The sequence below is a fragment of the Halomonas sp. AOP13-D3-9 genome, assembly GCF_052379125.1.
In the GTDB taxonomy this organism is placed as follows: Bacteria; Pseudomonadota; Gammaproteobacteria; order Pseudomonadales; family Halomonadaceae; genus Vreelandella.
Genome location: NZ_JBQSYH010000034.1, coordinates 1 through 12,923, shown reverse-complemented (window position 1 = coordinate 12,923; position 12,923 = coordinate 1). Strand labels below are relative to the sequence as shown.

Here is a 12,923-nt window from a genome sequence, read left to right as displayed (position 1 = left end):
CTCTGGCTCTGGCTCTGGCTCTGGCTCTGGCTCTGGCTCTGGCTCTGGCTCTGGCTCTGGCAAAGTTTCCGGTGCTTTTGAACTCTCTTCAACCGCTTCAGTTGCAGCGTCAGGCGTCGCAGTGTCCACCTCATCGGGTTGATGTTGCTGCTGCTCTTCCTCTTGATGCGCCTGCTGCGGGTCTTGAGGCGACGGCTGCTGATCTTGCTTATTCTTACGCTTAAAAAAACCAAACATGAGTGTTACCCGACATAAATAGTGAACATTAGGGTTATGCTAACACCGTAACCCAAGACTTTGGATAAGCAGCCCGCTACAATCCGCTTTATGACACGACAACGCTCCCCCCGATCCTCCGCTTCCCGCCGCACACCTGCTCAGCGGGCGGGCAAATCACCTGGCAAGCCTCTTGGTAAGCCTCATGGAAAACTACGCATTATCGGCGGCGAATTCCGCCGCCGCCAGTTGCCTGTGCTGGATAGCCCCGGCCTACGGCCAACCCCCGACCGCGTGCGTGAAACGCTGTTTAACTGGCTGGGGCAGCAGCTTTACGGCCAGCAGGTACTCGACCTATTCGCAGGTACCGGCGCGCTGGGTATTGAAGCCCTGTCCCGTGGCGCTGCGGGAGTCGATTTTGTCGAGCGGGATGCGCGGGTGGCGGCACAGCTGTCGACCAATCTGGCAGCGCTCAATATTACCGCAAGCGCAGTGCATGTTAACGATGTTCAGGCCTACCTGACGCGACCTGCCAAGCCCTATGCGCTGGCCTTTCTCGACCCTCCCTTCCATCAGCAGCTAGCTGCACCCTGCTGCGCTGCTTTGGAAAGCGGCGGCTGGCTAGCGGACAGGGCGATGGTTTACCTGGAAACCGAGGCATCTCTGCCCCCCGAAGTGCCCGCTAATTGGCAGTTACACCGCGAAACCCAGGCGGGAGAAAGCACCGCAAGGCTCTATCTACGTCAGCAACCTTAAACAGCGCTTGCCGCCACGCGGCGGTGGCGTTACGCTCGCCTCATTCGTCCCTACTGGCAAGCTTTGCGCTTGTTTTTTTGAGCTTATTTTTGCTTAACATTTTATGCTATGGAGCTATACATGAGTCTGGAACTATTTAACCAGCTTGAACAGAAAGTCACCGATACCGTTGATGCACTGGAAATGATGAAACTGGAAAATGAGGAGCTGCGCGGCGAAAACGCCAAGCTTAAAGAGGAGCGTGAAGAGTGGGAACGTCGCCTCAATGGCCTACTCAGCAAATTCGACAGCCTCGAAACATCCACCACGTCCTAACCGCCTGATAGATACGTTGCTACCTAGAGCACCAGGGACATCAGCAGCGCATCCTCACGCCCGGCGGCCCCTTTTGCCGCTGGGTAGTAGCCCCGCCGACAGCTATCTTCGCTAAATCCACAGCGTTGATAGAGACGTATGGCGCTAAGATTACCCACCCGCACTTCGAGCAGCAGTCGCTCACTGAGCCAGCCTTTTGCTATCGCCAACACGGCATCCATCAACGCCTGGCCCGCGCCACTTCGGCGACACTCGGGTAAAACCGCGATCGCCTGCAGTTCCGCTTCAAACGGCAGTCGTACCACGATGGCATACCCTAGCAGCTGTTCATCCTGCCACCAGCCCAACACGCAGGAGTCCTGACTGCCCAAGGACTCAAGCATTTGCGAGTCGGAGGTGCCGCTTTGCGCCTGACGCTCAAGCGTAATAAGTAGCGTCAGGTGCTCAACATTGAGTTCAGCGATCATTAGCTGTCTGCCCTGACCTTTGACGCCCACTGCTGACCTAGCGTTTTCAGCGCCGGCCAGAGGTCGCGTTTACGATGGGTACCGTCGAGCAGCGAAGCAAGCGCAGGCCCCTGCCATACAGGCAACGCGAGCGTCTCGCTCTGCCCTTCGGTGACATTCAGAATGCGATCCAGCGGCGCCTGATCGGGCCCCAGCTCCCCCCACCAGAGAAGCCGCTCTAGCTGCCATCCCTGCCGACTCGCGCCGCCAGCGATAAAGGCTGCCAGACCTTCGCGGGCTTCATCCAGCGGATCTTCTACCGCAAAGGCGTTGGCCATTTGCGGCCAGGTGAAGTGGCTCGCTTCCGGCAGTGCGCCCGGCTGAATGTCCACGGCCTGTAGCAAGTTAGCCAGCAGCTGCTGCTCAAGCACGCTCATGGCGCCTGCCTGCAATACCAGCCAGCGCCCCCCTAGACACACACACGAGAGTGAGAACGCCAATGGTTTGGCGGGCTTGGCGGTGGCTGCTTCAGCGGCCGCAACGGATTGCTCAGCCGTCGGGTTGGCTGGCCCCGGTTTGTCTTGGCCCAACAGTGCCCGCACCGCCGAAGGCGACGCAATGGTCTCAGCTGAGACTTGGTTTTTTGACGCTGGGGGCTCAGCCGCTGATGGTGCGGGTGCTTGGGGGTTAGGCGTTTGACGCCTAGGCGCGGGGGCGTCGTCCAGCAGCGCCTGCAGCCGCTCCCGGGGCGGCGTCGGGGCAGGCGCCGTGTCCTCCCACTCACAGGCCTCAGTCGGTAGTGCGTTAGGCAACTGGTATTTGGCAGCCCAGGCGGTAATGCCCATGGCATCCAGATAGTGGCGCCGTGTGACTTCCTGGTTCACTGACCGCCGCCGCGACAGTTGGGCGAATTCGGGCGTTCCCCGCCTCGCGCCTGCCACTCATTGGGCGTATAAAGGTGCAGTGCCAACGCATGCACCGGGCCTGAAAGCTCATCGGCCAACAGCGCATAGATTTGCTGATGGCGCTTCACCGGCATCATACCGTCGAAGGCGTCGCTCACCAGGGTCACCTTGAAGTGGGTTTCCGAGTTAGCGGGCACGCTGTGCATGTGGCTTTCATTTTCTACCTGCAGCACGTCGGGCGCGAGCGCCGTTAACTTCTGCTCAATCTGTGTCTGCAGCGTCATGAGGTTCTCCTTGAGATCACAAACCACTTTATTGTACGCGCTTACTGCCCCTTAGACGATGCCCTCCGGGCGTGTAACGCGCGTCTTGCCAGCGGCATACGCGCAACGCTTGCCAATAGCGCCAGCAGCGTGGTCGCCGCCCCCAGCCAGAGCGTTACCTGTACCGGCCACCCGAGCGCCAGGGCTGCGCCGACCAACGCCACCCCAAACGACTGCCCTACGGTGCGCGTAGTGCTCATCACCCCCGAGACGTTGGCGCTTCGCTCCGGCGGCAGGCTGCCCATCATTTCGCGATTATTGGGCGGCTGAAACAGCCCGAAGCCAATGCCGCATAGGGCGGTACGCCATAAACTTCCCGCGACACCGGTCGACTCATCCACTAGCGCCAGCGCTATCAGGCCAATAATGAGTAGCCCAAGCCCGGTACTGGAGAGGATGCTAGGGTTAATATGATCAGCCAAGCGGCCAGCAATGGGGCCAACGAGCATGATGGCCAGTGGCCAGGGGGTAAATAGCCAGGCGGTTTCCAGAGGTGAAAAGCCCATCTGCTCCTGATAGAAAAATGACAGCGCCACAAAGGTAAGCCCCTGGCCGATAAAGGCAAGCCCAGAAGCTGAGACGGCCAGTGTAAAACGCGGCTCAGCAAAGACGCTAAGCGGCAGTAGTGGATAAGGCGCGCGGCGCTGACGAGCAATAAACCCGACGCAGGCCAGCACCGCCAGCAGTGCCCACCCCCCGCTTTGCCACAGCGGGGCGGCGTGGCTTACGGCGTCCATGGCGATAAAGAAACTCGCCAGCATAACAATGGAGAGCAGCGCCCCGACCACATCAAAGCTGCCTTGACGACGCTCTTCACGGGGCAACGCCCGCTTGGCCAGCCATAGCGAGCAGAGCCCCAGCGGCACATTGAGCGCAAACAGCCAGGGCCAATCGGCAAACGACAGGATCACGCCGCTGAGCGTGGGCCCTGCTGCGTAGCCGCCGGCCACGACCAAGGCACTCAAGCCAAGAGCGCTGCCCAATAGGCGCGAGGGGAAAATGGCGCGATAGAGCGACGGGCCAATCGACAGCGTGGCCGCAGCGCCTAGCCCCTGAAAGGCACGAAACACCAGCAGCGTTTCCAGGTTGCGCGACAGCGCCGCCCCCAAAGCTGCCGCCACAAAGGTGGCCAACCCAAACAAATAGAGCCTACGACGAGTGATTAGCTCACTAATGCCCGCGAACACCAGCAAAAATGCCGCACACACGACTTGAAACAGGTTGGTAATCCAAACTGCCCGGGAAGCGGACACATTCAAATCAGCCGCAATGGTGGGCAGTGCCAGATTGATCATGGTGGTGTCGACCACCGCCATCAAGGTACCGGTCACCAGTGCCAGCACAGCAAGGGCGCGTTCAGGGCCGGGTAAACCATCATCTCCCGGACGGGTTTCAAACAGTCGCATGGGTGGCGTTCCTAAGCGAAACAGCTAAAAGCAGAAAACCGGCCTAAGCCGGTTTTTCGATACACTTGCGCTAGGCAGAGCCCAATATTAGCACGCTAATCGCTAATCCTGCTCACTGTCGAGCAGCAGCGCATCATCAACTTCTGAAATCTCTAACGCCGTTTCGTCATCCAGGTCGATGGCCAGATAGCTGTGTTCGACACGCATAAATTCCTGGAACAGCGCCCAGTCCAGCTTATCCGGCCACTGGCGTTCATCCTCTTCCCAAGCGCGCAGCTCAGTCTCAAGGATTTCCGCGTAACGCTCGCGCACGAAGGTTTCCAGCGCTTCTGGGGTATCCATCTCTGGGATCAGGTAAATGGTACTTTCACGTTCGACGTCGTCCAGGGTCAGGTCGTCGTCTCCCATGGTGGGTTCCAGCGCGTTGATCCAGTCCACAAAGGGCTGGGTCGGCCTGACGCTCAGTGCGGAGCGGTTAAGCAGTTTCATGGGATTCTCCTCGCCGTCGAAACGTTGACCATTATGGGCGCTATAACGCGCCCTTACCAACTTTTAGTCCACTTCAGGGCGCATCGCCGGAAACAGCAGCACATCACGAATCGAGGCGCTATCGGTGAACAGCATCACCAGGCGGTCGATCCCGATGCCTTCACCGGCGGTGGGCGGCATACCGTACTCCAAGGCACGCACGTAATCTGCATCGTAGTACATCGCTTCAAGGTCACCGGCATCTTTTTCCGCGGACTGGGCACGGAAGCGCTCGGCCTGGTCTTCGGCGTCGTTGAGCTCCGAGAAGCCATTGGCGATTTCGCGGCCACCCACAAAAAACTCAAAGCGGTCGGTGACGAAGGGATTGGCGTCATTACGCCGGGCAAGCGGACTCACTTCCGCCGGGTATTCGGTGATAAAGGTCGGCTGGTCGAGCTTATGCTCGGCAACCTCTTCAAATATCTCCGTTTGCACCTTACCCAGACCCCAGCTCTCTTTGACCTTGATGCCCAGTTTCTCAGCGGTTGCCCGCGCCGCTTCCAGCGAATCCAAATCGCTGTCGGTAATAGCGTCACCGTGGTCAAGAATCGCCTGGCGCAGCGTCAAACGGGCAAACGGCTTGCCGAAATCGTAGCTGGCGCCCTGATACTCAATGATAGCGCTACCGAGCACTTCTTCGGCCGCTGTGCGCAGCATCGCTTCGGTCATATCCAGCAGGTCGCGGTAATCCGCGTAGGCCCAGTAGAACTCCACCATGGTGAATTCTGGGTTGTGGCGCGTCGATAACCCTTCGTTGCGGAAGTTGCGGTTAATCTCGAAGACTTTTTCGAAGCCGCCCACCACCAGACGCTTGAGGTAAAGCTCCGGCGCAATACGCAGATACATATCGATATCCAGCGCATTATGGTGGGTGATAAAGGGACGCGCCGCGGCACCGCCAGGAATCGGCTGCAGCATCGGCGTTTCCACTTCCATAAAGCCGCGCGCTTCAAAGAAGCGGCGCATGGAGCTGATGACCGCTGCGCGGGTTTCAAACACCTTACGCGACTGCGGATTCATGATCAGATCCACATAGCGCTGGCGATAGCGGGCTTCCATATCGGTGAGGCCGTGAAACTTATCCGGCAGCGGGCGCAGGCTCTTGGTGAGCAACTGCGCCTCTTTCATCATCACGTACAGATCGCCCTTGCCGGATTTATGCACCGGCCCGTGGGCGGCGACGATGTCGCCGATATCCCAGCTTTTAACGTCCTCAAGCACGTCGGCGGACAGGCCCTTTTTATCCACGTAGAGCTGGATTTGCCCGGCCACATCCTGAATGACGATGAAGGGGCCACGTTGACGCATCACACGACCAGCCACAGCGGCGTGGTGATCCAGCGCTTCAAGCTCGGCCTTGTCTTTATCGCCGAAGGCGTTTTGCAGCTCGACGGTTAAGCTGTCGCGGCGAAAATCATTGGGAAATGCACTCTTTCCCTGCTCAGCGGCGCGCTCGCGGCGAGCAGTCAACTTGGCACGGCGCTCGGCGATCAGGTGGTTTTCGTTGTCTGCAGGAGACGCGTCTTGGTTAGCCATGGGGCACCCTGTTCATGTTCAAACGCTAAAAAGATTACAAACCTTGCTTCAAGCTGGCGACGATAAATTGATCAATATCCCCGTCGAGTACTTTATCGCAGTTGCTGGACTGCACGCTGGTGCGCAAATCCTTGATGCGCTGATCATCCAGCACGTAAGAGCGAATCTGGCTGCCCCAGCCGATGTCAGCCTTGGAGTCCTCGGCCTCCTGCTTGGCGGCATTGCGCTTCTGCATCTCGTGTTCCCACAGCCGCGCCTTCAACTGCTTCATGGCAAAATCGCGGTTGGCGTGCTGGCTGCGCTGGCCTTGACAGGCCACCACGATACCGGTCGGCTCGTGGGTAATCCGCACGGCCGAATCGGTGGTGTTTACGTGCTGACCGCCCGCGCCGCTGGAGCGGTAGGTATCAACGCGCAAGTCCGAGGGATTAATCTCTACCTCGAAACTGTCGTCAATTTCCGGTGACAGGAATACCGATGCGAAAGAGGTATGTCGACGGCCGCCGGAATCAAACGGGCTTTTACGCACTAAGCGGTGCACGCCGGTTTCAGTGCGCAGCCAGCCGAAGGCGTAATCGCCTTGGATATGCACCGTGGCCGACTTAATGCCCGCCACTTCGCCCGCAGAGATTTCGGTGATATCGGCTTTGAAACCGTGGCTCTCCGCCCAGCGCAGGTACATGCGCAGCAAAATATTGGCCCAATCCTGGGCTTCGGTGCCGCCGGAACCGGATTGAATATCCAGGTAGGCGTTATTCTGATCCATATCACCTGAGAACATGCGCCGAAATTCCAGCTTTTCTAACGCGGCCTGCATGCTATCCAGCTCTTTGCATACTTCTTCGACGGTGCCTTCGTCCTCTTCCATTTCGGCAAGCTCAAGCAAATCCCGGCTATCGCCCAGGCCCTGCTCAAGGTCATCAATGGTCGCCACTATGGCTTCGAGGGAGGCGCGCTCTTTGCCTAACTTCTGCGCGTAGTCTGGATCGTTCCAGACATTGGGGTCTTCCAGTTCGCGGGTGACCTCTTCTAGCCGATCTTTCTTCTCGGCATAGTCAAAGATACCCCCTAAGAACGTCTGTCCGCTCAGACAGGTCCTTGAGCTGGTTGTGAATCGGATTGGTTTCCAACATGGGATCGCCCTAGCTTGGTCTACTCGGATCGAAATAAGTGTATCGACCAGAAAAGCGCATAGTGTAGCGAAATTGGCTTCCAACAACCATTAGCTCCGTCACTATCGAAATTGCGTATAGCTACATGTGTAATTTCTGATAGACGCCTGCTTTTCACCGATGCTAGTACTTAATTGGAGTTTAGATCGTCAAACAACCGTATTAGAACAATATTGGAGGGATCAATATGCTAAAAAATCGCACTCTCATGGGCCCTGTGGCGATAGCCTTGGCTTTTGGCTTTGCCGCTCCTCTTCAAGCGGATACGCTCCGCTTGGCGATTATGGGCGAACCAGCCTCGTTAGATCCGCACAAAATCAGCGGCACCTGGGAAAACGATGTGGTGGGTGACCTTTTTGAAGGTCTGGTCACTGAAGCAGCCGATGGCACTCGCATTCCCGGCGTTGCAGATTTCTGGGAAGTCTCAGATGACGGTACGGTGTACACCTTCACATTACGAAACGATGCCAAGTGGTCTGACGGTGAGCCGGTTACAGCTGATGATTTTGTTTTCGCCTTTCAGCGCATTTTATCGCCAGCCACCGCCGCGAATTACGCCTATCTGCTGTACCCGATTAAAAATGCCGAAGCTGTCTATGCGGGCGAAGCCGATACCAGCACACTGGGTGTCGAGGCCCTGGACGCGACCACCCTGCAAGTAACCCTTGAGCGTTCAACACCTTACTTTTTAGACCAGCTTTCCCACTATACCGCCTACCCGGTGCCCAGCCACGCGGTAGAGACTTTCGGAGACGACTGGTCACGTCCAGGCAATATGGTCTCCAACGGTGCTTTCCAGCTCGAAGAGTGGCAGTCACAAACGCGCATTACGGCAACGCGCAACCCGCATTTTCACGACGTTGACAATGTCGCTCTGGACGAGGTTATCTACTTCCCTATCGAAGAGCGCAATACAGCGCTGAATCGCTTCCGCGCGGGTGAGATCGACATAGCTCGGGAGTTTCCCACCCAGCAGTACGACTGGTTGATGGATAATCTACCGGAAGCGGTTCAGGTAGCCCCTTACTTGGGCATCTATTACTACGTTTTTAATGCCCGTGACGGCCATGCGACCACTGACCCGCGGGTACGTGAAGCGCTTAGTCTAGCGGTTCGACGCGAAGTCATTACCGATCAAATACTGGGTACCGGCGAAGTACCGGCTTACAGCTTTGTTCCACCCGATGTCAGCCACTATGATGCGCCCACCGCCAGCTTCGCCGATCTATCCCAGGATGAGCGACTGGAACGCGCCCAGGAATTACTGCAAGAAGCAGGCTATGGCCCGGATAACCCGCTGGAACTCATGCTGCGCTATAACACCAGCGAGGATCACCGTAAGGTCGCCATCGCTATCGCCGCCATGTGGAAGCCCCTTGGCGTTGAGGTTGAGCTGTATAATTCGGAGGTGGCCGTTCACTACGCGGATATTCGTCAGGGCGACTTCGACGTTGCTCGAGCCGGCTGGATTGGTGACTACAATGACGCCCAAAACTTCCTGAGCCTACTGGAAAGCAACGTATCCAATAATTATGGCGCCTACAGCTCGCCTGAGTTTGATGCGCTGATGGGCGAAGCCGCTAATACCCAGGATCTGGATAAGCGAGCCGAGATCATGGCCGAGGCAGAGACCATTGCCTTGAAAAATAGCGCCACGCTGCCGATCTACTACTATGTCTCGCGCAACCTTGTCAGCCCCGACCTGTCCGGCTGGGAAACCAACATTGAAGATATCCATCGCTCACGCTGGATTCACTTCGACGATTAATTTCCTTTAGTTCGTTGTTTTTTTCATCACAACTGACTGCCGCTATATCCTCAGGCCTTTGGCCTGAGGAACGAGGCCCGATAATGCTCAGCTACACCCTAAAGCGCTTACTTCAGGCAATCCCGACGCTGTGGATTGTGATTACGCTGTCGTTCTTTTTAATGCATCTGGCTCCCGGCGGGCCTTTCGACGGCGAGCGCCAGCTCCCACCGGAAATCGAGGCCAACTTAATGGCCTCCTATGGCCTGGACAAACCCGTCTGGGAACAGTATCTCACCTACATGGGCAACCTGCTCCAAGGCGACCTTGGCCCCTCGTTCAAATACAAGGATTTTTCAGTTACCGAGCTGGTCGCTCAAGGCTTTCCTGTCAGCCTGGAACTCGGCCTATGGGCAATCGGCCTCGCACTCCTGGTCGGCATTCCCATGGGGGTTATAGCGGCGCTTAAACGCAACTCCACCATTGACTATATGGTGATGGGCACGGCGCTGGCCGGGGTGGCCATTCCCAACTTTGTAATTGCCCCGCTACTGGCACTGGTGTTCGGCGTATTTCTGGCCTGGCTACCGGTCGGCGGTTGGAACGACGGTCATTGGAAAAACATGATCCTTCCCGTGGTGGCACTCTCTATTCAGCAGATTGCGTATATCGCGCGAATGATGCGCGCCAGCATGATTGAAGTACTTAGTAGCCATTTCATCCGCACAGCCCGAGCCAAAGGCCTTAGTGAGAGCGAGGTGATCTTTCGTCATGCCCTGCGCCCATCAATGCTCCCCGTAGTCTCCTACCTAGGTCCCGCCATTGCCGGGATTATTACCGGCTCGGTGGTCATCGAGCAGATTTTCGGGATACCGGGTATTGGCCGCTATTTCGTCCAGGCGGCGCTCAATCGCGATTACACCCTGGTAATGGGCACCGTCGTCTTCTACGGCGGCCTGATTGTTCTTTTCAACCTAATCGTCGATTTACTCTACTCGGCTCTGGATCCGCAAATTCGCTATGATAATGAATAATGCAACGTCGGCCCCTCCGGTCGCCAGCAACAGCCTAGCCCGCGAAGCATGGCGGCGGCTTCGACAAAACAGTGCGGCGACCGCAAGTCTTGTGCTCCTCATCGTCATTTCCCTGGCCTGCTTATTGGGCCCCTGGTTAACCCCCTGGGCACTTGATGAAGTGGACTGGAATGCCTTTTTGACCCCACCAAGTCTAGAGAGTGGCCACTATGCGGGCACTGACGCCAATGGACGCGACTTGCTCACACGGGTATTTCATGGGGGGCAGATTTCGCTATCCGTCGCCTTAGTGGCAACCCTTGTTTCGCTGGTGATCGGCGTCCTTTACGGCGCGATTGCCGGCTACGTGGGTGGCCGGGTTGACAACTTGATGATGCGCTTTGTCGACATCATGTACTCGCTGCCATTTATGTTTATGGTCATCCTGCTGATGGTGGTATTTGGGCGGAATATCCTGCTGATCTACGCTGCCATTGGCGCTGTTGAATGGCTCGACATGTCGCGCATAGTGCGCGGACAGGTGCTCGCTTTAAAACGCCGCGAGTTCGTTGAAGCCGCCCATGCGCTGGGCGTAAGCAGTTTTAAGATCGTCACACGCCACCTGATTCCCAATGCTATTGGGCCGGTGATCATTTATGTCACTCTCACCGTCCCCAAGGTCATTTTGCTGGAAAGCTTTCTCTCCTTTCTCGGCCTCGGCGTGCAAGAGCCCCTGACCAGCTGGGGAGTACTGATCAGCGAAGGCAAGGACATGATGGAAACGGCGCCGTGGATGCTGATTTTTCCCTCTGCGTTTCTGGCCACCACGCTGCTGTGCCTTAACTTTTTGGGGGACGGTCTGCGAGACGCCCTTGATCCCAAGACGCGCTAGCAAAACGCAAGGAATCTTCATGTCACAGCCACTGCTGGAAATTGACCGTCTGCGGGTCGACTTCGACCTTCCCAATGGCACCGTTACGGCTGTCAAAGACGTTAGTTTTACTCTTCATAAAGGCGAGACGCTGGCTTTAGTCGGTGAATCAGGCTCAGGTAAGTCGATTACATCAACCGCCGCGATGGGGCTACTCCCAGAACTAGCTCGTGCCACCGGCACCATTCGCTGGCATGGCGGTTCCGGTGATGAAAATTTGCTCACCATCAGCCGTAAGCGCCTGCGGGCCATTCGTGGCAATGAGATCTCCATGATCTTCCAAGAGCCGATGACCTCGCTCAACCCGATGCACCGCGTGGGTAGACAGATTCGTGAAGTCCTGCATAAGCACACGCCCTTGCGAGGCAACCATGCTTACCTGCGGGTACTGGAACTACTCGAACAGGTGGGGATTCCCGAGCCTAAACGTCGCATCGACAGCTTTCCTCACGAGCTTTCCGGTGGCCAGCGCCAGCGGGTAATGATTGCCATGGCGCTGGCCTGTGAGCCTCAGTTGCTGATTGCTGATGAGCCGACCACCGCTCTTGATGTGACCGTCCAGGCACAGATTCTCGCGCTGCTTAAAGACCTCCAGGCCCGTTATGGCATGGCCATCTTGTTTATCACCCACGACCTGGGGGTTGTCCGACACTTAGCCGATAGCGTGTGCGTCATGCAAAACGGCGAAATCGTCGAAGCGGAGGCCACCAAGGCGCTGTTTCAATCCCCCCAGCACGCCTATACCCGAATGCTGATTGACGCCAACCCAAGTGGCCATAAGGCGCCTGTTCCCGACTCAGCCCCCATCCTGCTCACAGCGCAAAGTATTGGCGTTCGCTTCCCGATCAAAAAGCGTCTGTTTGGCCCAAACCGCTATTTTGAGGCGGTGAAAAACATCGACCTCACGCTGAGGCAAGGCCAAACCTTAGGCATCGTGGGCGAATCGGGGTCAGGAAAAACTACCTTAGGCCGCGCGCTACTTCGGCTGGTAAAGAGTCACGGCAAGATACGCTTCGATGATATCGACGTTGCCCAACTTGACCGCGCAGGAATGCGCCCGCTGCGATCACGCATGCAGGTTGTCTTTCAAGATCCCTTTGGCTCGCTTTCCCCGCGTATGACAGTAGGTGAGATTATCGGCGAGGGACTACGCGTTCATCAGCCACTGCTGGGGCGCGCCGAACGCGATGCCCTGGTTATTCAAGCCCTAGAAGAAGTCGCCCTGGACCCCGTCCACCGACACCGCTACCCCCACGAATTTTCCGGCGGACAGCGGCAAAGGATTGCCATTGCCCGGGCATTGGTCGTCAAGCCCGAGTTCCTGCTGCTTGATGAACCAACGTCTGCCCTTGACCGTTCAGTTCAAATGACCGTTATTGAGCTGTTACGGGATTTGCAACAACGCCATGGACTGACCTACCTATTTATTAGCCATGACCTCGCCGTGGTACGCGCGCTAGCCGATGAGGTGATCGTCATGCGACAAGGCGAAATCATTGAGCAAAGCGACACGCAATCACTGTTCAACGCTCCCCGCGAGACCTATACCCGCGAACTGATGCGCGCTGCATTTCTAGATAGCCCTGGGATATAGACTTTTAAACTTTCGCTTTTACCCTCGCATCTAAT

General features: G+C 57.1%; 13 protein-coding genes and 1 pseudogene. 6 read left to right on the top strand and 8 right to left on the bottom strand.

Features of this window, described 5'->3' with window-relative positions; translation table 11 throughout:
* Nucleotides 1-237 (bottom strand): annotated as a pseudogene (locus ACT3UM_RS23805) (signal recognition particle-docking protein FtsY); the annotation flags it as partial.
* Nucleotides 238-327: 90 nt separating this feature from the next.
* Between ACT3UM_RS23805 and rsmD the strand changes: the two are divergent.
* Nucleotides 328-972 carry a 16S rRNA (guanine(966)-N(2))-methyltransferase RsmD gene (gene rsmD, locus ACT3UM_RS23800; protein WP_498902479.1) on the top strand — a complete coding sequence of 215 codons (645 nt, stop codon included), beginning with the start codon at nt 328-330 and terminating at the stop codon, nt 970-972.
* A 120-nt stretch (nt 973-1,092) separates the two neighbouring features.
* Entirely contained in the window at nt 1,093-1,287 is a 195-nt protein-coding gene (gene zapB, locus ACT3UM_RS23795) for a cell division protein ZapB (RefSeq protein WP_035576528.1), read from the top strand.
* Nucleotides 1,288-1,310: 23 nt separating this feature from the next.
* On the opposite strand, the gene rimI is transcribed toward zapB, so the two are convergent.
* From rimI to prfB, 7 genes are all read right to left on the bottom strand, one after another.
* Entirely contained in the window at nt 1,311-1,754 is a 444-nt protein-coding gene (rimI, locus tag ACT3UM_RS23790; RefSeq protein WP_498902478.1) for a ribosomal protein S18-alanine N-acetyltransferase, read from the bottom strand.
* Nucleotides 1,754-2,617 carry a hypothetical protein gene (locus tag ACT3UM_RS23785; RefSeq protein WP_498902477.1) on the bottom strand — a complete coding sequence of 288 codons (864 nt, stop codon included), beginning with the start codon at nt 2,615-2,617 and terminating at the stop codon, nt 1,754-1,756. Before ACT3UM_RS23785 ends, rimI begins: the two co-directional genes overlap by 1 nt.
* Entirely contained in the window at nt 2,614-2,922 is a 309-nt protein-coding gene (locus ACT3UM_RS23780; protein ID WP_144810678.1) for a BolA family protein, read from the bottom strand. Before ACT3UM_RS23780 ends, ACT3UM_RS23785 begins: the two co-directional genes overlap by 4 nt.
* Nucleotides 2,923-2,963: 41 nt before the next feature.
* Complete coding sequence (locus ACT3UM_RS23775) at nt 2,964-4,367, bottom strand: MFS transporter (protein WP_498902475.1); 1,404 nt, start codon at nt 4,365-4,367, stop codon at nt 2,964-2,966.
* A 102-nt stretch (nt 4,368-4,469) separates the two neighbouring features.
* Nucleotides 4,470-4,856 carry a hypothetical protein gene (locus ACT3UM_RS23770; protein WP_498902474.1) on the bottom strand — a complete coding sequence of 129 codons (387 nt, stop codon included), beginning with the start codon at nt 4,854-4,856 and terminating at the stop codon, nt 4,470-4,472.
* Between the two features lie 63 nt (nt 4,857-4,919).
* Entirely contained in the window at nt 4,920-6,431 is a 1,512-nt protein-coding gene (gene lysS / locus ACT3UM_RS23765; protein ID WP_498902472.1) for a lysine--tRNA ligase, read from the bottom strand.
* A 34-nt stretch (nt 6,432-6,465) separates the two neighbouring features.
* Nucleotides 6,466-7,564 (bottom strand): peptide chain release factor 2 gene (gene prfB, locus ACT3UM_RS23760; protein WP_498902470.1). Its coding sequence is split into 2 segments (ribosomal slippage): nt 6,466-7,488 and nt 7,490-7,564, totalling 1,098 coding nucleotides; the frame shifts between segments, so codons are not numbered across the junction.
* A gap of 226 nt (nt 7,565-7,790) precedes the next feature.
* Between prfB and ACT3UM_RS23755 the strand changes: the two genes are divergently transcribed.
* The 4 genes from ACT3UM_RS23755 (at nt 7,791) to ACT3UM_RS23740 (ending at nt 12,888) form a co-directional block, all read left to right on the top strand.
* A complete protein-coding gene (locus tag ACT3UM_RS23755; protein WP_498902468.1) occupies nt 7,791-9,371 on the top strand; it encodes a peptide ABC transporter substrate-binding protein in 1,581 nt (526 codons plus the stop codon).
* Between the two features lie 83 nt (nt 9,372-9,454).
* Nucleotides 9,455-10,384, top strand: a complete 930-nt coding sequence (gene oppB, locus ACT3UM_RS23750) for an oligopeptide ABC transporter permease OppB (protein WP_035576519.1) — start codon at nt 9,455-9,457, stop codon at nt 10,382-10,384.
* A complete protein-coding gene (locus ACT3UM_RS23745; RefSeq protein WP_498902466.1) occupies nt 10,377-11,255 on the top strand; it encodes an ABC transporter permease subunit in 879 nt (292 codons plus the stop codon). The genes oppB and ACT3UM_RS23745 overlap by 8 nt, the downstream gene beginning before the upstream one ends.
* Nucleotides 11,256-11,274: 19 nt before the next feature.
* Complete coding sequence (locus ACT3UM_RS23740) at nt 11,275-12,888, top strand: ABC transporter ATP-binding protein (protein ID WP_144810685.1); 1,614 nt, start codon at nt 11,275-11,277, stop codon at nt 12,886-12,888.
* The last annotated feature ends 35 nt before the right edge of the window (nt 12,889-12,923 follow it).